The 17,888-nt window shown below is 67.1% G+C and carries 18 protein-coding genes and 1 pseudogene; 5 read left to right on the top strand and 14 right to left on the bottom strand.

Going from position 1 to position 17,888, the window contains the following annotated elements; all coding sequences use genetic code 11:
• Positions 1 to 67: 67 nt before the first annotated feature.
• Complete coding sequence (locus PKE75_RS13920; RefSeq protein ID WP_271169344.1) at positions 68 to 487, top strand: NADH:ubiquinone oxidoreductase subunit NDUFA12; 420 nt, start codon at positions 68 to 70, stop codon at positions 485 to 487.
• A gap of 91 nt (positions 488 to 578) precedes the next feature.
• Positions 579 to 1,064: a DUF2155 domain-containing protein gene (locus PKE75_RS13915; protein WP_271169343.1), complete on the top strand. Its 486-nt coding sequence runs from the start codon at positions 579 to 581 to the stop codon at positions 1,062 to 1,064.
• 48 nt (positions 1,065 to 1,112) lie between these two features.
• Here PKE75_RS13915 and PKE75_RS13910 read toward each other — a convergent pair whose 3' ends face one another.
• The 14 genes from PKE75_RS13910 to PKE75_RS13845 all read right to left on the bottom strand — a co-directional run bounded on the left by PKE75_RS13910 (position 1,113) and on the right by PKE75_RS13845 (position 14,730).
• Positions 1,113 to 1,877 (bottom strand): proteasome-type protease, encoded by a 765-nt coding sequence (locus PKE75_RS13910; RefSeq protein ID WP_271169342.1) that lies wholly within the window; start codon positions 1,875 to 1,877, stop codon positions 1,113 to 1,115.
• A gap of 112 nt (positions 1,878 to 1,989) precedes the next feature.
• A complete protein-coding gene (locus PKE75_RS13905; protein WP_271169341.1) occupies positions 1,990 to 2,826 on the bottom strand; it encodes a transglutaminase family protein in 837 nt (278 codons plus the stop codon).
• Between the two features lie 10 nt (positions 2,827 to 2,836).
• On the bottom strand, positions 2,837 to 3,778 hold the full coding sequence (locus PKE75_RS13900) for an alpha-E domain-containing protein (RefSeq protein WP_271169340.1): 942 nt from the start codon (positions 3,776 to 3,778) through the stop codon (positions 2,837 to 2,839).
• Between the two features lie 43 nt (positions 3,779 to 3,821).
• Positions 3,822 to 5,240 (bottom strand): circularly permuted type 2 ATP-grasp protein, encoded by a 1,419-nt coding sequence (locus PKE75_RS13895; protein ID WP_271169339.1) that lies wholly within the window; start codon positions 5,238 to 5,240, stop codon positions 3,822 to 3,824.
• Between the two features lie 109 nt (positions 5,241 to 5,349).
• Positions 5,350 to 6,111: a RadC family protein gene (gene radC, locus PKE75_RS13890; RefSeq protein WP_271169420.1), complete on the bottom strand. Its 762-nt coding sequence runs from the start codon at positions 6,109 to 6,111 to the stop codon at positions 5,350 to 5,352.
• A gap of 94 nt (positions 6,112 to 6,205) precedes the next feature.
• Entirely contained in the window at positions 6,206 to 7,033 is an 828-nt protein-coding gene (gene map / locus PKE75_RS13885; protein WP_271169338.1) for a type I methionyl aminopeptidase, read from the bottom strand.
• Between the two features lie 101 nt (positions 7,034 to 7,134).
• Positions 7,135 to 8,103, bottom strand: coding sequence for a glycosyltransferase family 2 protein (locus PKE75_RS13880; RefSeq protein ID WP_271169337.1), 969 nt, complete (start codon positions 8,101 to 8,103; stop codon positions 7,135 to 7,137).
• 137 nt (positions 8,104 to 8,240) lie between these two features.
• Positions 8,241 to 9,101, bottom strand: a complete 861-nt coding sequence (locus PKE75_RS13875) for a hypothetical protein (RefSeq protein WP_271169336.1) — start codon at positions 9,099 to 9,101, stop codon at positions 8,241 to 8,243.
• A 59-nt stretch (positions 9,102 to 9,160) separates the two neighbouring features.
• Positions 9,161 to 9,838, bottom strand: a complete 678-nt coding sequence (aat, locus tag PKE75_RS13870) for a leucyl/phenylalanyl-tRNA--protein transferase (RefSeq protein WP_271169335.1) — start codon at positions 9,836 to 9,838, stop codon at positions 9,161 to 9,163.
• Between the two features lie 208 nt (positions 9,839 to 10,046).
• Complete coding sequence (gene accC, locus PKE75_RS13865; protein ID WP_271169334.1) at positions 10,047 to 11,405, bottom strand: acetyl-CoA carboxylase biotin carboxylase subunit; 1,359 nt, start codon at positions 11,403 to 11,405, stop codon at positions 10,047 to 10,049.
• A gap of 4 nt (positions 11,406 to 11,409) precedes the next feature.
• A complete protein-coding gene (gene accB, locus PKE75_RS13860) occupies positions 11,410 to 11,868 on the bottom strand; it encodes an acetyl-CoA carboxylase biotin carboxyl carrier protein (protein WP_271169333.1) in 459 nt (152 codons plus the stop codon).
• 27 nt (positions 11,869 to 11,895) lie between these two features.
• Positions 11,896 to 12,363, bottom strand: a complete 468-nt coding sequence (aroQ, locus tag PKE75_RS13855; RefSeq protein ID WP_271169332.1) for a type II 3-dehydroquinate dehydratase — start codon at positions 12,361 to 12,363, stop codon at positions 11,896 to 11,898.
• A 139-nt stretch (positions 12,364 to 12,502) separates the two neighbouring features.
• Positions 12,503 to 13,258 carry a DsbA family protein gene (locus tag PKE75_RS13850; protein ID WP_271169331.1) on the bottom strand — a complete coding sequence of 252 codons (756 nt, stop codon included), beginning with the start codon at positions 13,256 to 13,258 and terminating at the stop codon, positions 12,503 to 12,505.
• Between the two features lie 71 nt (positions 13,259 to 13,329).
• Positions 13,330 to 14,730, bottom strand: coding sequence for a M48 family metalloprotease (locus PKE75_RS13845; protein ID WP_271169330.1), 1,401 nt, complete (start codon positions 14,728 to 14,730; stop codon positions 13,330 to 13,332).
• Between the two features lie 334 nt (positions 14,731 to 15,064).
• Here PKE75_RS13845 and pyrG point away from each other — a divergent pair, with 334 nt between their 5' ends.
• From pyrG to PKE75_RS13830, 3 genes and pseudogenes are all read left to right on the top strand, one after another.
• Positions 15,065 to 16,693: a CTP synthase gene (gene pyrG / locus PKE75_RS13840; protein WP_271169329.1), complete on the top strand. Its 1,629-nt coding sequence runs from the start codon at positions 15,065 to 15,067 to the stop codon at positions 16,691 to 16,693.
• Positions 16,694 to 16,828: 135 nt separating this feature from the next.
• The gene (locus PKE75_RS13835; protein WP_271169328.1) at positions 16,829 to 17,728 is read left to right on the top strand and encodes a VOC family protein; all 900 of its coding nucleotides are present in this window, start codon (positions 16,829 to 16,831) and stop codon (positions 17,726 to 17,728) included.
• 35 nt (positions 17,729 to 17,763) lie between these two features.
• Positions 17,764 to 17,888, top strand: a pseudogene (locus PKE75_RS13830) (3-deoxy-8-phosphooctulonate synthase); the annotation flags it as partial.

Here is a 17,888-nt window from a genome sequence, read left to right as displayed (position 1 = left end):
CTGGACAAGCCGCCGGCCTCGGCTCATAGCTAACCTGAGCACGCCTGCCGCCCGAGGCTTACGGTCGATGTCCCTATTGAGCGTCCTTACAGACATCTTCACCTGGTGGAACGGCTCCACCGTCGGCACGCGCTTCGCGCTGTCGCGCGGCGGCGAGTTCGTCGGCGAGGACGAACTCGGCAACCGCTATTACCGCTTGCCCAACGACCCTGCGAAGAACGCCGCATTCGGGACGGAACGGCGTTGGGTCGTCTACGCCGGCTACGCCGAAGCCTCCGCGATACCGCCGGGCTGGCACGGCTGGATGCACCATACGGTGGCCACGCCGCCTGCGAACGAGAACTATGCGCCGCGCGACTGGCAGAAGCCGCACCGGGAGAACAAGACAGGCACCGCGGAGGCTTACCGGCCTAGCGGCTCGGCGCTATCGGCGCGCAAGCGGCCCGCCGCGACCGGCGACTATCAGGCCTGGTCCCCCGACGATTGACGGAACGCCCCGCCGGGGCCGTATTCGCGGCGTCTGGTCCGAACAGCCGCTTTTTTGAAGCCTCCCGACGCGTCGCGAGAATTGATATCCCGTGCTTGTCCGCCTCCTGACCGCGTCCGCGCTGCCGTTCGCCTTGTTCTCCGCGTCGCCGGCGTTCGCACAGAACCCCGGCACTTCGACGCTCGAACCGGCGCCCAAGGCCGCCAAGCCGGAAGTCGTCGCGCCGACGCCGCGGATCACGAACCCGATCGCCGTGTTCAACGGACTCGACAAGATCACCGGCCGCGTCACCGAGTTTGACGCGCCGATCGAGAAGACGGCGACCTTCGGCGCGCTGAAGGTGACGCCGCACGTCTGCTACACGCGCCCGCCGACCGAGGCGCCGAACACGACGTCCTATGTCGACGTGGAGGAGATCACCCTCGCCAACGAACAGCGCAAAATCTTCTCGGGCTGGATGTTCGCATCGAGCCCCGGCCTGTCGGGCGTCGAGCACCCGATCTACGACGTGTGGCTGGTCGACTGCAAAGGCGGCGACCGGCCGGAGGCTCCGCAGGGCCCGACGCTCGGCGAATAGCGGCGTCTCGCCCATGTCCGGCCTGGAAGCCGGGACCTGGGCGCGGAGTCAGAGCTCCACGTCGCCGGGAATATTGTTCCCGTAGGGCGGCCGTGGAATCTCGATATGCGCGGTGCGCAGCGCCTGCGACCACCGCTCGCGCAGATCCAGGAAATAGCGGTCGTTCGGCTCGATCCGGTAATCGAGCTCGGGCACCAGGGCGTCCTTGCGCAACACCAGCACGTCGATCGGCGGACCGACGCCGAGGTTCGAGCGCATGGTCGAATCCATCGAGATCAGGCCGATCTTAAGCGCGTCGTAGAGGTCGGTGTCGTACTGCACCGCCCGGTCGAGAATCGGCTTGCCGTATTTGTGCTCGCCGATCTGGAAGTAGGGCGTGTCGGGCGTCACCTCGATGAAATTGCCGGCGGCGTAGATCATGAACAGCCGCAGCCGCCCGCCCGCGACCTGGCCGCCAAACAGCATCTGCACGTCGAACCGGGCCGTCATCTCCTTCATGCTGGCGCCGTCAACCCGCCAGACCTCGCGCACCGCGCGACCGACGAGCTGCGCCGCCTTGAACATGGTGGGCTGGGCTTCGAGCGTTTCCAGCTCGCCCGTCTCTTGATTCTCGACGCCCTCGGCGAGCATCGAAATCACCGACTGGCTGACGGAGAGATTGCCCGAGGTCGCGATCGCGAGCGTGCGCCGTCCGGGCTCCGAGACGATCTTGAGCTTTCGGAAGGTCGCGATGTTGTCGATGCCCGCATTGGTGCGGGTGTCCGCGATCATGACCAGCCCGTCGCGAACGAGGATGCCGACGCAGTAGGTCATTTCACTTGAACCCCGAACTCCGAAGCCGGCGACGCTATCAAGAGTCTCGCCGCCGCGACAACGCGCACGTCGCCGCGCTGCACGAAAAACGGGCGCCTGTCATGCAAATAGATCAGGATCGACGGTGGGCGCGGCGGGCGCGGGCGTCGTCGACCGAGATGGCGACCTCGAGCTCCTCCCCCGAGCCGCCATAGCGCGACCCACGGACCGGCGCCGCTCCGAGATAGTCGAGCCCGATCGCGACTCTCACATGCGCCTCCGTCGGGCAGATTTCGTTCGCCGCGTCGAATCCGACCCAGCCGAGGCCCGGCACATAGGCCTCAGCCCACGCGTGCCCGGCCTCCTGCTCGATCACGCCGTCGTCCCGGCGGAAATAGCCGCCGACATAGCGGGCGGGGACGCCGATGGATCGGGCGGCGACGAGGAAGACATGGGTGAGGTCTTGGCAGACGCCCCGCTTCAGCCGGAATGCCTCGGCGGCGGTCGTCGCCGCGTCGGTCTGCTTCACTTCGAAGTCCATGGTCCCGTGGATCGCCGAGAGCAGGACGTGGAGGGAGCCCAGGACGTCGTCCTTGGCCTCCGACTTTGCAGCCTGCGCGAGCGCGGCGATGTCGGGATCGGGCGCTGTCAGGGGCGTCTCGCGGAGATAGAGCGAAGGCGGAAAACGCTCGACAGCCCCACGCACCACTCCGTTGGTGTCCTGCGTGTCCACCTCGCCCTCGACCGTGACCGTCAGGCTGTCGACCGGCCCATCCACCGCGAAGACATGGGTCTGGTTGCCGAACGCGTCCTCCGACGAGCGCAGCCGGCAATCGCGGTCGATGTCGAGACGCCAGCTGACGATGTGCTGGCCTTCATGGCTGCGGGGGGATAGCCGCAGAGTCTGGATGACGCCCGTCGCCGGCGTTCCGAACGTGTAGGCCGTCTTATGGCGGATGATCAGGCGCATCGGCGCGCCGTCACGACAGATACTGTTCGTGGATCGCCGAGCCCAGCCGGCTGTTCTCGGAGATGAAGCCGGTGATGAACTCGTGCAGGCCGCTCTGGAAGATGTCGCGGATGTCGGCGTTCTCCAGCTTCACCCGGCTGCCGCGGGCGATCCGCTGCGCTTCGCCCTGGCGGCCGTAGGCGCGCGCGAGATAATCGAGGTGGCGCACGAGCTCGGCGTAGCAGGCGGCGAGCGAGCGCGGCATCTGGTCGTTGAGCAGCAGCAGATCCGCGATCAGCCAGGGCTTCAGGCTCTGGCGATAGACCCAGTGATAGCTGGTGGCGGCCGAGACCGCGCGCAGGATCGCGGACCACTGGTAGTAGTCGAGGCCGCCGCCGACCTCGCCCTGCTCGGGCAGCAGCAGATGGTATTTCACGTCGAGGATGCGCGCCGTGTTGTCGGCGCGTTCCAGCAGCATGCCCATGCGCGAGAAGTCGTAGATGTCGTTCCTCAGCATCGTCCTGTGGGCAGAGCCGTCGAAGCGCAGGCCGATCTCCTTCACCCAGCCGAGGAAGCGCGTCAGCTCCTCGCCTTCCAGCCTGCGGTCCGCCATGCGGCGGAGTTCGAGCCAGGCGCCGTTGATCGCCTCCCACATCTCCATCGTGAGCGCGGTTCGCACCGAGCGGGCGTTGTGGCGGGCGGTCTCGAAGCAGTTGAGGATCGACGAGGGGTTCTCGCGGTCGAAGGCGAGGTAGTTCACAACGGCGTCCTGATTGGCCTCCTCGTGCTTGGCGAGGAACTCCGCCTTGCAGCCGGCCGTCGCGACCGCGCTCTCCCACTCGTTGGTGAGGCCGCCATAGGCGGTCGGCAGCGAGGCGAGCCGCTGCGTCGTCTCCAGGATGCGGGCGAGTGATTCTGCTCGCTCTACGTAACGCGAGAGCCAGAACAGGTTGTCGGCTGTGCGGCTCAGCATGCCGTCACGCTCTGGTCGATGGCGGGGGGGCGGATTTCAGCTCTCATTCGTCCAGCACCCAGGTGTCCTTCGTCCCGCCGCCCTGGCTGGAGTTCACGACCAGCGAGCCTTCCCGCATGGCGACTCGCGTCAGGCCGCCCGGGACGATCCGCACGCCGTTCGAGCCGGTCAGCACGAAGGGGCGGAGGTCGACGTGGCGCGGCGAGACGCCGGAGTCGACATAGGTCGGACAGGTCGACAGCGCGAGCGTGGGCTGCGCGATGAAGCCGGCGGGGGAGGCGCGCAGCTTGGCGCGGAACAGCTCGATCTGCTCCTTGCTGGCGTGCGGCCCTACCAGCATGCCGTAGCCGCCGGAGCCATGGACTTCCTTGACGACAAGCTTCTCGATGTTGTCGAGGACGTATTTCAGGGCCTCCGGCTCGCGGCAGCGGAAGGTCGGCACGTTCTTCAGGATCGGCTCTTCGCCCAGATAGAACCGGATGATGTCCGGCATGTAGCTGTAGATCGCCTTATCGTCGGCGACGCCGGTGCCGACCGCGTTCGTCAGCGTGACGTTCCCGGCGTGATAGGCGCTCATCAGGCCCGGCACGCCGAGCGCGCTGTCGGGCCGGAACACCAGCGGGTCGATGAACTCGTCGTCGATGCGCCGGTAGATCACGTCCACCCGCTGCGGTCCCTCGGTCGTGCGCATGTAGACGACGTCGTCGCGCACGAACAGGTCGCGCCCTTCGACCAGCTCGATGCCGAGTTTATCGGCCAGAAACGAGTGCTCGTAATAGGCCGAGTTGTAGACGCCAGGCGTCAGCAGCACGACGTTCGGATCGGCGGAGGAAGAGCGAGGCGCGAGCGAACGGAGCGTCGCCAGCAGTTCGTCGGCGTAGCGGTCGACGGGCGCGACGCGATGTTTGGAGAACAGTTCAGGGAACAGCCGGATCATCACCTCGCGGTTCTCCAGCATGTAGGAGACCCCGGACGGCGTGCGGCAGTTGTCCTCCAGCACATAGAAGGTGTCGGCGTCGACGCGCACGATGTCGATGCCGGCGATATGCACCCAAAGATCGTGCGGCGGCGTCTTGCCCGCCATCTCCGGCCGGAACGCCTCGTTCTGGAACACGAGATCCTCGGGCACCACGCCTGCTCGCAGAATCTCACGCTTTCCGTAGACGTCCGAGATATAGCGATTCAGAGCTTCGACGCGCTGGACGAGGCCTTTGGTCAGCGTCGCCCATTCGGCGGCGGTGATGATGCGGGGGATGATGTCGAACGGGATGAGGCGCTCGGTCGCCTGCTGATCGCCGTAGACCGCGAAGGTGATGCCGATCCGGCGGAACAGAAGCTCGGCTTCCTTGACGCGGTACTGCAGCAGATCGGCCGGCGCGTCGCTGAGCCATTCGGCGAGCTTGCTATATGCGCTGCGGACGGAGCCGTCCGAAAGCGTCATCTCGTCGAAGGCTGGGGGCAAGCGGACAGAACTCCCTGCAACGCGTCTTTAAACCAATGCTAATCCGCATCCGCCCCGTGAAAAGGGGGTCGGCGCCCAATTTTATTGCAAGTAGAAGCCCACCACTTGATCAAAGCAGCTTGAGGCCCCGGAAGCTGGCGTGGCCGTCGCGCCCGACGATCACATGGTCGTGGATCGCGATGCCGAGGGGCTTCGCGATGTCGGCGATGGTGCGCGTCATGTCAATGTCCGCCCGGCTCGGGGTCGGGTCCCCGGACGGGTGGTTGTGGACCAGGATCAGCGCGGTCGCCCGCAGCTCAAGCGCGCGGCGCACCACCTCGCGCGGATAAACGGGCGTGTGGTCGACCGTGCCGGACTGCTGCACCTCGTCGGCGATCAGCGCGTTCTTCTTGTCGAGAAACAGGATCCGGAACCGCTCCTTGTCGTCGAAAGCCATCGCGGTCCGGCAATAGTCGATGACGTTCGACCATGACGACAGCACCGTCCGCTTGGCGATGGCGCCCTTGGCGAAGCGCCGCGCGGAGGCTTCGACGACCTTGAAGTCCGTCGCGGTCGCTTCCTTGATCCCTTTGATCTCGACCAGTCGCTCGAACGGCGCGGCGAGCACATCCGCGAATGAGCCGAACGTCGCGATCAGATGCTTCGCGAGCGGCTTCACGTCGCCGCGGGGAAGGGTCCGGAACAGTACGAGCTCCAGCAGTTCGTAATCCGGAAGGGATTCCGGACCGCCGGTCAGGAATCGCGCCTTCAGCCGTTCGCGATGGCCGAGATAATGCGGTTCCGGCTGCGACGTCCTCGCCGAACGGCCGGCGGCCTCTTCGAAGCCCGGAAGCGGCTCGTCCTCTTCTTCGGGCTTCGCCCCCGTCGGCATGGCCAATTCGGCGCTCCAAAGGAGAGTCGGGAGACCATCGTGGCGCTTGGCCGCGCCTCCGGCAAGTCGAAGACCCCCGAGCGCGCCGTTCCGCTCAGGCCGCCGCGAACACCGGAGCTTCGACCCCTCGCGGCGAATGCGTGAACACCTCGCAGCCCGTCTCGGTCACGCCGACCATGTGCTCGAACTGCGCGGAAAGCGACCGGTCGCGCGTCACCGCCGTCCAGCCGTCGCCGAGCACCTTCACATGCGGTCGGCCGAGATTGATCATCGGCTCGACGGTGAAGAACATGCCGGGCTTCAGCTCCGCGCCTTCGCCGGGCCGGCCGTAGTGCAGGATGTTGGGCTCGTCGTGGAAAAGACGGCCGATGCCGTGTCCGCAGAAGTCCCGCACCACCGAGGCGCGTTCGCCTTCCGCGTAGCTCTGGATCGCGGCGCCGATGTCGCCCGTGGTCGCGCCCGGCTTGATCACGGCGAGGCCGCGATTGAGCGACTCGTAGGTGATCTCGATAAGACGCTCGGCCCTGCGCGGGATCGCGCCGACCGCGTACATCCGACTCGAATCGCCGTGCCAGCCGTCGAGCACATAGGTCACGTCGATATTGACGATGTCGCCCTCGCGCAGCGGCTTGTCGTTAGGGATGCCGTGGCAGACGACGTGGTTGATCGAGGTGCAGATCGTCTTGGAGTAGCCGCGGTAATAGAGGCAGGCGGGCAGGGCGCCGTGATCAAGGCCGAACTCGAGCGCCATCTTGTCCAGCGCTTCGGTCGTCACGCCCGGCGCGACCTGGTCTCCCAGCATATCCAGCGCCTCCGCCACCAGCCGGCCGGCGCGGCGCATTCCCTCGAAGGCCTCCGGCCCGTGGATCTTGATCGTTCCGTTCTTGCGGAGCGGCGCTGTCTGGGCGTCGACGAAGGTCATCAGGCGAACGGTCTCTGGGGCTGTGTCAAAAGCGGCCCCAACATAAGGGCGCGTGGCGCCGGCGCAAGCGACGCCGACGGGGCGCCAGCTGCGATCCGTCGTCAGGCGCCCTTGAGTTCGAGATAGCGCAGGCGCTTCGCTTCGCGCCGGCCTTCGGAAACCGCTTCGACGATGACGCCGCAGACAAGACTGAGCACCGCGAGCTGCATCACGCTCGCCGCAAGCACGGCCGTCGGCAGACGCGGCACGAGCCCTGTCTCGAGAAAGGTGACGACCACCGGCGCGGCGAGCGTCACCGCCGCCATCGCGAGCCCTGCGGCGATGACCCCGAAGAATTTGAACGGCTGCAGGGCGCGATGCATCATCGCGATCGTCCAGAGGATCTTGAAGCCGTCACGGAAGGTCGAAAGCTTGCTGATCGAGTTCTCCGGACGCCTGCCGTAGCGCACCGCGATCTCGGCGACCGCGAGCCGCAGGTCGAGCGCGTGGATCGCGAGCTCCGTCTCGATCTCGAATCCGTCGGAGGCCGCTGGGAACGACTTCGCGAAACGCCGGGAGACCGCCCGGTAGCCGGACAGGATATCAGTGAAGCCCGGGCCGAACAGCCGCGCGATGACATGATTGAACATACGGTTGCCGGCCATGTGTCCACGCCGGACCAGCATGCCTTCGCCGTCCCGCGTGGCGACCACCATATCGAGCTGCTCGGTGACCAGGCGGTCGATCAGCAGCGGCGCGGCGAGCGGATCGTAGGTCAGGTCGCCGTCGGCCATCAGGTAGATGTCGGCCTCGACGTCGGCGAGCATGCGGCGCACCACGGCGCCCTTGCCCTGCCGTCGCTCGCGCCGGACGATCGCACCGGCCTCGGTTGCGCGCTCGACCGTCCGGTCCTTCGAGTTGTTGTCGTAGACGTAGATATCGGCGCCTGGCAGCGCGGCGCGGAAGCTGCGGACCACCTCGCCGATCGCGGCCTCCTCGTTGTAGCAAGGCAGCAGCACAGCGACGCGGAGGGGCGAGCCTACCGGCGCGGGTTCGGTCGTTTCGCGGAGACGTTCAACGACCTGTGACATAGGCGTAGATCCGGTGCGGGTGATCAGCGTTTCGCCGCGACGGGGCGCGACGATGAACAGTGCGGCGACCGCAGGCTTCCGGCCGCTTTACGGGTGACGCTCGCACGGCGCCGCCTAAAGCCCGGTTTAAGTTCGTCTCAGCGTTGCAGAATGACGCCGCGGTCGGTCACCACGACCCATTCGCCGTCACGGCGCTCGATGGAGCGGATGCGACCGATGCCGGGCGCCCTCGCGCCGGGCTCGACCTCGATGATTCCATGGCGGCCCTCCAGGACAGCCACGTTGTCGTTGACCTCCCGCACCGTCCAGTTGCGGACGATTTGCGACGCCGGACTTTTCGGCGCCACGCTGCCGGTGGTCTCGGGGGAGGCGTCCTTCTTGGTGGCGGTCGACTTCTCCAGCTTGTCGAGGCGGTCCTGCAATTCCGCGACGCGCGGATCGTCCTGCTTCGGTTCGTCGACCTTGGCCTGAAGCGCGTCAATTTTTGACGCCGCGGAATCTCGCGTCGCGTCGAGCGTTTTCGTGAGCGAGGCGATCTCGGCTTTCAGCCCGCGCACCTCATCCTGGTTGGCGGCGGCCTGCCCGGCGGTCGACTTGGAGAGAACGTTCTGCGCGGCTTTCGACTGCCCGAGCGCTTTCTGCAGGCGCGCGATCTCGGACTTCAGCGAACCGACGTCCCGGGTGAGCGAGGCTGAACGCTTTTCCGCCCCGGAGGCGTCGAGATTGGCGGCGAGGCCCATCCGTCGCGCGTCGATCGCTGCGAGTTCGTCGACGCCATCGGTCAGGGCGGGGGCGGTTGCGTAGCTTGCGACGGCGAAGCCGCCGGCGATCACCACGGCTGCGATCAGCCCGTGCGGGAGATAGCGCTTAAGGCGCGACGCAAGAAGGTCGAATCTCTCCGCCCGCATGTCGTCCCGCCACAGGGCCAGTTCGCGGCTCGGCGGGCTTACGCCCTCGAAGGCGGACGGGGGGAGATCGTGGTCGTGTTCGGCTGACATCGGTAGACCCTCGAAGGGTTCGCTACCGGTCAGTAACCGTGAATGTGCTTAACCGAGCCTTACCGCGGGACTGAGAGAGCGGCCATCGCCTCGTCGCCCGAGACGCGGCGGCCCTGCTCCCAGCGGAAGAATTCGCCATGTCCGCGGATCGCCCGCTCCAGCAGCGAGTGGTATTCGCGGCGGGGCGTTTCAACGGCGCCGAAGCGCTTGAGATGCTCCGTCACAAACTGTGTATCGAGCAGCTGGAAGCCGCCATGGCGAAGCCGCGCCGCGAGATGGACGAGCGCCACCTTCGAGGCGTCGCGCTCGATGTGGAACATGCTCTCGCCGAAGAACGCGCCGCCGAGCCGCACCCCATAAAGGCCGCCGACCAGCCGCCCGTCGCGCCAGGCCTCCACGCTATGGCAGCGCCCGATGGCGTGAAGCTCGTTATAGAGCCGCCTGATGCGGCCGTTGATCCATGTCTTGTCGCGTCCGGGCGCTGGAGATGCGCAGCCGTCAAGAACGTCTTCGAAAGCGGTGTCGACGCGTATCTCGAACGTGTCGCCCCGGACTGTCCGCTCCAGCCGGGCCGAGACGTGGAAGGCGTCGAGCGGCAGCACGCCGCGAAGCTCCGGCTCGATCCAGTAGAGTCCGGGATCGCTCGCGCTCTCGGCCATCGGGAAGATGCCGCAGGCGTAGGCCTTGAGCAGCACCTCCGGCGTGATCTCACCGGGAACGTCGTTGATGCGCGTCATGAGCGAGAGGGTAGTGCGGGAGCGTGAAAAGAGGAACTGACGTTCAGCCGTTGTTCCGTTCTCCCCTTGCGGGCGAACGCGGGCGTGCAACGACCGGACGAGAGACCGTCGTTCGTGAAGTTCGACGCTCGGGTGGGACTTGAACCCGGAGGCGTCCCGCCGCGGCTCGTTCTTGATCCTCTCAACGCATACGAGGAGCCAATGGGGCTCAGGCCTCCGCCGCCTCTTCCGCCAGCATCTTCTCGAGCCAGTGGATGTCGTAGTCGCCATCCTGGATCGAGGAATTGCGGACGAGCTTGCGGAACAGCGGCAGCGTGGTCTCGATGCCGTCCACGACGAACTCGTCGAGCGCGCGCCGCAGCCGCATCAGGCATTCGGTGCGGTTGCGGCCGTGAACGATGAGCTTGCCGATCAGGCTGTCGTAGTGCGGAGGGATCGTGTAGCCCTGATAAGCCGCTGAATCGACGCGCACGCCCAGTCCGCCGGGCACGTGGTAGTAGGCGATTCGGCCGGGCGACGGACGGAATGTTTCGGGATGCTCGGCGTTGACGCGGCACTCAATGGCGTGGCCGCGGAACACCACGTCCTCCTGCGCGATCGTCAGCTTGGCGCCGCCGGCGATGCGGATCTGCTCGTTCACGAGGTCGATGCCCGTCACCATCTCGGTCACGGGATGCTCGACCTGGATCCGGGTGTTCATCTCGATGAAGTAGAAGCGGCCTTCCTCGTATAGGAATTCGACCGTTCCGGCGCCGCGGTAGCTGAGCCCGCGCATCGCCGCCGCCACCGTCTCGCCGATCTGCTCGCGCTCGGAGGCGTTCAGCGCGGGCGAGGGGGCCTCCTCCCAGACCTTCTGGTTCCGGCGCTGCAGCGAGCAGTCGCGCTCGCCGAGATGGATCGCTGCGCCCTGGCCGTCGCCCAGGACCTGCACCTCGATATGCCGGGGATGGACGAGATACTTCTCAAGATACACCGCGTCGTCGCCGAACGCCGCCTTGGCCTCGGAGCGCGCGGTGTGCAGCGCCTCGAGCAGGTCGGACTCGGTCATTGCGACCTTCATGCCCCGCCCGCCGCCGCCGGCGGCAGCCTTCACCAGCACGGGATAGCCGATCTCGCGCGCGACCGTCAGCGCCTCGTCGTCCTCGGTGATTCCGCCGTCGGAGCCGGGCACGACTGGGATTCCCAGACGCTTCACGGTCTGCTTGGCGGCGATCTTGTCGCCCATGATGCGGATATGCTCGGGCTTGGGCCCGATGAAGACGAGGTTGTGGTCCTCGAGAATCTCCGCGAAGCGCGCGTTCTCCGAAAGGAAGCCGTATCCCGGATGGACCGCGTCGGCGCCGGTGATCTCGCAAGCCGCGAGCAGCGCCGGGATGTTCAGATAGCTTTCGCGCGCGGCCGGCGGGCCGATGCACACGCTCTCGTCGGCGAGCCGCACGTGCATCGCGTCCGCGTCGGCGGTCGAATGCACGGCGACCGTCGCGATTCCGAGCTCCTTGCAGGCGCGCAGGATCCGAAGCGCGATCTCGCCGCGATTGGCGATCAGGACCTTGTCCAAGCTGGGCATCGGCTCAGTCTACGATCAGGAGAGGCTCGCCGAACTCGACCGGCTGCCCGTCCGTCACGAGGATCTCGCGCACGACGCCGGCCTTCGGCGCGGGAATGGCGTTCATCGTCTTCATGGCCTCGACGATCAGCACCGTCTGGCCCTGGCGCACCGTCGCGCCGACCTCGATGAAGGGGCGCGCGCCGGGCTCCGGCGCAAGATAGGCGGTGCCGACCATGGGAGAGAGAACCACGCCGGGGCGCTTAGCCGGGTCGACTGCCTCGACGGCCGCGGCGGCGACAGTCACAGCCGGCGGGGACGGAGGCGCGGCGGCGGCGGGAGCCGCGGAAACCTGCCGGGCGACGCGCACCCGGAAATCGCCGCGTTCGATCTCGATCTCGGTCAGGCCATTCTCGGTCATGAGCTCCGCGAGTTCGCGAACGAGCTCATGGTCGGCGCCGGCGTTGGTGATTGGTTTCTTCATTGGCCTTCTTGGATCTCGGGCGCGAATTCAGGCCGTGGCCAGATCAGGCGGGGCGCGGCGGTCGATACGGCGGGCGAGCGCGCGGATCGCGAACTCGTAGCCGTCGACGCCAAGCCCGACGATGACCCCGGCCGCGATCGGCGACACGTAGGAATGGTGACGAAAACTCTCACGCGCGTGGACGTTCGACATGTGGACCTCGATCACGGGCACGCCGCAAGCGAGGATCGCGTCGTGGATCGCGACGGAGGTATGGGTGTAAGCGCCGGCGTTGAGCACGAGGCCTCCGGCGCGGCCGCGGGATTCCTGGATCCAGTCGACCAGGTCGCCCTCATGGTTGCTCTGCCGGAACTCAATGGTCAGCCCGACCTCCTCGCCCGTCTTGCGCGCCATGGCCTCGACGTCGTCAAGCGTCAGAGAGCCGTAGACCGCGGGCTCCCGCACGCCCAGCAGGTTAAGGTTCGGGCCGTTGAGGACGTAGACGACAGGGTTCACGAAAAGGCGGTCCTTGCCGCGACGAAAACCGCTAAATGCGGCGGCGAGCGTCGGGGGTTATAGGGAGTTGCACGCGCGAACCCAAGCGATTCCACAGAATTGCGGATCGGCGGCGAAGCGATTCCGGGGACGCCGCCGTTCAGCACACCGCCTTGCCGCAGGCGCGGATCGCGGCGATGCGGCCCTGGAGGTCGCCGACGACGCTGGTCGTGTTCGGAACGACCGCGTCGCCGACCACGAACGTCGGCGTGGCCTCGACGCCGAGATCGTCGGCGAGGGTCTTCGATTCGAGCAGCGTCTTCTCCACCTCCGGGCCCCCGAGCGCCTCCTCCACCGCCTTCTGGTCGACGCCGACCTCCTTGGCGACGGCGAGCGCCCGGGCCTTGGTCGCGAGCGATTGGCCGGAGAGCAGCTTCGCGTGGAATTCCGCGAACTTGTCGTGCGCCGCCCGGTTCACGGCGATCGACACCTGCGCCGCGCCGAGCGATTCCTGCCGGATCACCGGCAGCTCGATCAGCACGATGCGGAGCTTGGGATCGGCCGAGATCAGCGCGTCGATGTCCTTGGTGGCGTGCCGGCAGTACCCGCAATTGTAGTCGAAGAACTCGACCAGCGTGACGTCGCCCTTAGGATTGCCGAGCACGGCGTGCAGCTTGGAGCCGTCGATCGTGCCGAGATAGGTCGATAGCGCCGCCCCGCGCTTCTCCTCGACCTTGGCCTCCTGCCGCCGGTTCCACTCCTTCTGCGCCTCGTAGAGCACCTCGGGGTGCTGGATGAGATACTCGCGGACGATCTTACCGATCTCATCCTTCTCCGACGCGTCGAATGCCGCCGCAGGAGCAGCCGCGGCGAAGGTCAGCGTCGAGGCGAGCGTCAGGCGCGCAAGAAAACTCATCCAAAATTCTCCGTCCCGCGGGGATCGCAACTATTTTCGGCCTCGCGCGTGTCGAAAAAGCGGCCGCCGCCTCAATTCTGCTTCGGCGGGGTATAGCCCGCGATGTCGTCGGCCTTAAGCCAGTTCGGCGTGCCCTGCTTAAAGCCCCGCTTGGCTCTTTCCGCGAGCTGTCGTGCGGTTCCGAAGTCGCCGGCGGCGAAGGCCGCCTGCGCCGAGGCTAGGTCCGCCTCCAGTATCTTGTTCTGCCGGGCGTAGGCTTGGGCGAGTTGGCGATAGCCGTCGGCGTTCTTGGTGTCGACGGCCGTCGCCCGTCGGAGCTCGGCGAGCGCGTCTCGGGAGTCGCCGCCCGAATTCAGCGCCTGGCCCAGCATCGTCCGGATGAGGCTCGCGTTCGGGGCGAGCGCCAGCGCGCGGCGCAGCGGTCCGGCGGCGTCCTTCGGCCGTCCGTTCTCCAGATAGGCCTGCCCCTTCAGCTCGTAGAAATACGGGTTGTTGGGTTGGGCCGCGATCAGCGCGTCGATCTGCGCGATGGCGCCGGGGAGCGGCGAGGAGCGGTAGGTCGCGATCGCGCGGGCGTATCTGGCGGGCAGGCTCTGATCGCTCGGCGGATAGCGCCGGCCGACGGCCTCCGGCGTGTCTATGAAGCCGAACAGCTTCGCCCGCATCATATCGTGCCGCGCCTGCAGAGCCGGCGGGTCCAGCTTGTTGAAATAGGGGCTCTTCTCGGCCAGTTGCTCGAGGTTCTCGATGCGGTCCTGCGGCATCGGATGGGTCTGAGCGTAAGGGTCGATGAAGCGCCTGGAGAACGCCACCTGATCGGCGAAGCGCTTGAAGGTCGTCAGCATCCCCTTGGCCGACTGGCCGGTCTTGTTGAGATAGCTGACCGCAGCGCGGTCCGCCGCCTCCTCCTGCGTGCGCTGGTAAGCGAGCAGGGTGCGCTGGATCATCTGCTGGGGCCCGACGAGCGCGCCCATCGCGGCGTCGCCGCCCCCACGGGAATTGGAGGCGGCCGCGGCTCCCATGGCGCCGACGCCGAGCAGCATCGCGACGATCGCCATCGTCTGCATGTTGTCGAGCTGCTGGCGCATCCGGGCGAGGTGGCCGCCGGCGATGTGGCCGGTCTCATGCGCGAGCACGCCGATCACCTCGTTCGGAGTCTTGGAGTCCATCAAAGTGCCGGCGTTGACGAAGATTCGTCGGCCGTCGGCGACGAAGGCGTTGAACTCCCGCGAGTTGATGATGGTGATCTCGACGACGCCTTCCCCGACGCCCGACGCCCTGAAAATGGGGGCCATGTAGTCGCGCAGCAGTCCCTCGATCTCGGCGTCGCGGATGACCGGCATGCCGCCGGCGGCCTGGGCCGCGACCGGAGCCGGGGTCGCCGTGACGAGCAGGGAGACGGCCGCCAGGGCCGCCGTTGCGCGACGCAGGCCTCGGGTGAGCATCGAAGTCAGTCTGGAGCCAGTCGGCATGCGTCGGTCCGTCCGAGAGCGTCTCGGGTGGGGTGGACAGTAGGGGCGCACGCGCGGCGTGGTCAACGCGGGTCGCTTCGGGCGAAACATGGCGCCGTTGCGCCGCCGGGGCTTTGCGCGGGATGCAAAGCCGGGCTAACAAGCGCGACAGCCTTACGCGCGTCATTGCTATCTTGGCGGTCGGTTCACCGATCCGCCCGATAACTCTGTTGGCGCGTCGTTCCGGGCATGTGGACAACCCGCCCGGCGGTCTCGGCGAATCGCCGCCCGCGGGGCTAGTGCTGAAGAGTCGTGGCGTCGGAAGGCGCGACGCTCGATTTGCGAAAGAGAGCGAATGGCCCGCTACGTCTTCATCACCGGCGGCGTGGTGTCTTCGCTCGGCAAGGGTCTCGCATCGGCCGCGCTCGGCGCGCTGCTGCAGGCGCGGGGCTACACGGTGCGCCTCCGCAAGCTCGACCCCTATCTCAACGTCGATCCCGGCACGATGAGCCCGACGCAGCACGGCGAGGTGTTCGTCACGGACGACGGCGCGGAGACCGACCTCGACCTCGGCCATTACGAGCGCTTCACCGGCCGGCCGACCTCGAAGGCCGACAACATCACCACCGGCCGCATCTATCGCGACATCATCGCGAAGGAGCGCCGCGGCGACTATCTCGGCGCGACCGTTCAGGTCATTCCGCACGTCACCGACGCCATCAAGGAGTTCGTGCGCGACGGCAACGAGTCTTATGACTTCGTGCTGGTCGAGATCGGCGGCACGGTCGGCGACATCGAGGGCCTGCCGTTCTTCGAGGCGATCCGCCAGCTCGGCAACGACCTGCCGCGCGGCGACGCGATCTACATCCACCTCACCCTGCTGCCGTTCATTCCGAGCGCGGGCGAGCTGAAGACCAAGCCGACGCAGCACTCCGTCAAGGAGCTGCGCTCGATCGGCATCCAGCCCGACATCCTGCTGTGCCGCTGCGACCGGCCGATTCCGCCGGAGGAGCGCCGCAAGCTCGGCCTGTTCTGCAACGTGCGCGAGACCGCCGTCATCGAGGCGCGCGACGTCGACACGATCTACGAGGTGCCGGAGGCCTACCACCGCGAGGGCCTCGACACCGAAGTGCTGCGCGCTTTCGGGATCGAGCCAGCCGGCGCGCCCGACCTGTCGCGCTGGCGCGAGGTGACGCGTCGCGTCCGTCACCCAGAGGGCGAGGTGACGATCGCGATCGTCGGCAAGTACACGGGGCTGAAGGACGCCTACAAGTCGCTCTACGAGGCGCTGGTCCACGGCGGCGTCGCCAACACCGTGAAGGTCAATGTCGACTGGATCGAGAGCGAGATCTTCGAGCGCGAGGATCCCGCGCCGTTCCTCGAGCACGTCCACGGCATCCTGGTGCCCGGCGGCTTCGGGCAGCGCGGCGCCGAGGGCAAGATCCGGGCGGCGACCTTCGCCCGCGAGCGCAAGGTGCCATATTTCGGCATCTGCTTCGGCATGCAGATGGCGGTGATCGAGGCCGCCCGGAATCTCGCCGGCGTCGGGGACGCGAACTCGACCGAGTTCGGCCCCACATCCGAACCGATCGTCGGCCTGATGACCGAATGGACGCGCGGCAACGCCCTCGAGAGCCGCTCGGCCGAGGGCGACCTCGGCGGGACCATGCGCCTCGGCGCCTATGACGCGCGCCTGAAGGGCGGCTCCAAAGTCGCCGACATCTATGGCTCGCAGGACATATCCGAGCGTCACCGCCACCGCTACGAGGTCAACACCGACTATCGCGAGCGGCTGGAGGCGCGCGGTCTCGTGTTTTCCGGCATGTCGCCGGACGGCCTGCTGCCGGAGATCGTGGAATACGCCGACCACCCGTGGTTCGTCGGCGTGCAGTTCCATCCCGAGCTGAAGTCGCGGCCCTTCGAGCCCCACCCGCTGTTCGCGTCGTTCGTGGAAGCGGCGCTGCATCAGAGCCGGCTGGTGTGAGCGGCCGATTGGCTTTTCGTCTCCTCTCAAAATAAAGCTCGTCGTCCCTCGGCTTGACCGGAGGACCCGACCTCGGCCGTCGAGAGCCGCCCTGGAACATGGGTGGTCCGGTCAACCCGGATCACGGTGAGGAGCATGACGATCTTGGTCGAAGGGATGCCGTCCATCGCTCGCGGGCTCGACCACGTCATCCATCTCGTCCGCGATCTCGACGCCGCCGGCGAAGCCTATACCCGGCTTGGCTTCCTCGTCGGCCCGGAGAACCACCACCCCTTCGGCACGACGAACCGCATCGTCCAGTTGCCTGGCTTCTTCATCGAACTTCTCTCCATCGGCGACCACGCGCCAATCCCGGAGCACGGTCCCAGCCGCTTCTCCTTCGCGGCCTTCCATCGGGACAGGTTGTCCCGCCTGGGCGAGGGCGGCTCCGGTCTCGCCGTCGAGAGCCGCGACGCCAAGGCCGATGCGCGCGCCTTTGAAGCCGCGGGCGTCGGAGGCTTCGAGACCTTCGCCTTCGAGCGGAACGGCGTCGGGCCGAACGGTTCGCCGCTCGGGCTCGGCTTCGAACTCGCCTTCGCCGTCGACCCGGCGAGCCCCGCCGTCTGCTTCTTCGCCTGCGAGCACAAACGGCCGCAGAACTTCTGGAGCGCTGCGGCGCAGGCCCATCCGAACGGCGCGATCGGCATCGGCTCGGCGATGTTCACGGCCGAGAATCCCTCCGACCACCACATCTTCTTCGACGCGCTCACCGGCGTGCGCGATTTCCGGGCGTCGTCCTCGGGCGTCGCTTTCGACACGCCGCGCGGCGCGATCGAAATTCTGATCCCTGCGGCCTTCGCCCAGCGGATTGGCGAGCCTGCGGCGGAGACCTCGGATGTCCGGCTGTCGGCGCTCCGGTTGCTCGTCGCAGATCTCGACCAGGCTGAAGCTGCGTCTCAGGGCCTCGCAGAACGGCGTGGAAACCTGCTCGTCACGCCTGCGTCCCACCTGTTCGGATTGACGCTCGTCCTCGAAGGGGCCACCTACGCCGCATGAGCGGCCGATTGCGCCGCGCAAGACACGAGCCCGTCATGAACGCCCATGTCCAGAACCGTCCCGACGCGGTGGTTGAGGTCGGCTCCGTCCGGATCGGCAATGCGCTGCCGCTTTCACTGATCGCGGGCCCCTGTCAGCTCGAGAGCCGGGCGCATGCGCT

The sequence above is a fragment of the Hansschlegelia plantiphila genome (assembly GCF_027922265.1).
GTDB lineage: Bacteria > Pseudomonadota > Alphaproteobacteria > Rhizobiales > Methylopilaceae > Methylopila > Methylopila plantiphila.
This window is presented reverse-complemented; position numbering and strand designations above follow the sequence as displayed.

Bases quoted from the DNA above. Each gene is read 5' to 3' on its own strand.
- accC (WP_271169334.1), bottom strand. From the start codon at position 11,405: ATGCCCAGCTTGGACAAGGTCCTGATCGCCAATCGCGGCGAGATCGCG.
- pyrG (WP_271169329.1), top strand. From the start codon at position 15,065: ATGGCCCGCTACGTCTTCATCACCGGCGGCGTGGTGTCTTCGCTCGGC.
- radC (WP_271169420.1), bottom strand. From the start codon at position 6,111: ATGCCGACGGGGGCGAAGCCCGAAGAAGAGGACGAGCCGCTTCCGGGC.
- PKE75_RS13900 (WP_271169340.1), bottom strand. From the start codon at position 3,778: ATGCTGAGCCGCACAGCCGACAACCTGTTCTGGCTCTCGCGTTACGTA.
- PKE75_RS13880 (WP_271169337.1), bottom strand. From the start codon at position 8,103: ATGTCACAGGTCGTTGAACGTCTCCGCGAAACGACCGAACCCGCGCCG.
- PKE75_RS13850 (WP_271169331.1), bottom strand. From the start codon at position 13,258: ATGAGTTTTCTTGCGCGCCTGACGCTCGCCTCGACGCTGACCTTCGCC.
- accB (WP_271169333.1), bottom strand. From the start codon at position 11,868: ATGAAGAAACCAATCACCAACGCCGGCGCCGACCATGAGCTCGTTCGC.
- aat (WP_271169335.1), bottom strand. From the start codon at position 9,838: ATGACGCGCATCAACGACGTTCCCGGTGAGATCACGCCGGAGGTGCTG.
- PKE75_RS13835 (WP_271169328.1), top strand. From the start codon at position 16,829: ATGACGATCTTGGTCGAAGGGATGCCGTCCATCGCTCGCGGGCTCGAC.
- PKE75_RS13920 (WP_271169344.1), top strand. From the start codon at position 68: ATGTCCCTATTGAGCGTCCTTACAGACATCTTCACCTGGTGGAACGGC.
- PKE75_RS13875 (WP_271169336.1), bottom strand. From the start codon at position 9,101: ATGTCAGCCGAACACGACCACGATCTCCCCCCGTCCGCCTTCGAGGGC.
- map (WP_271169338.1), bottom strand. From the start codon at position 7,033: ATGACCTTCGTCGACGCCCAGACAGCGCCGCTCCGCAAGAACGGAACG.
- PKE75_RS13910 (WP_271169342.1), bottom strand. From the start codon at position 1,877: ATGACCTACTGCGTCGGCATCCTCGTTCGCGACGGGCTGGTCATGATC.
- PKE75_RS13905 (WP_271169341.1), bottom strand. From the start codon at position 2,826: ATGCGCCTGATCATCCGCCATAAGACGGCCTACACGTTCGGAACGCCG.
- PKE75_RS13845 (WP_271169330.1), bottom strand. From the start codon at position 14,730: ATGCCGACTGGCTCCAGACTGACTTCGATGCTCACCCGAGGCCTGCGT.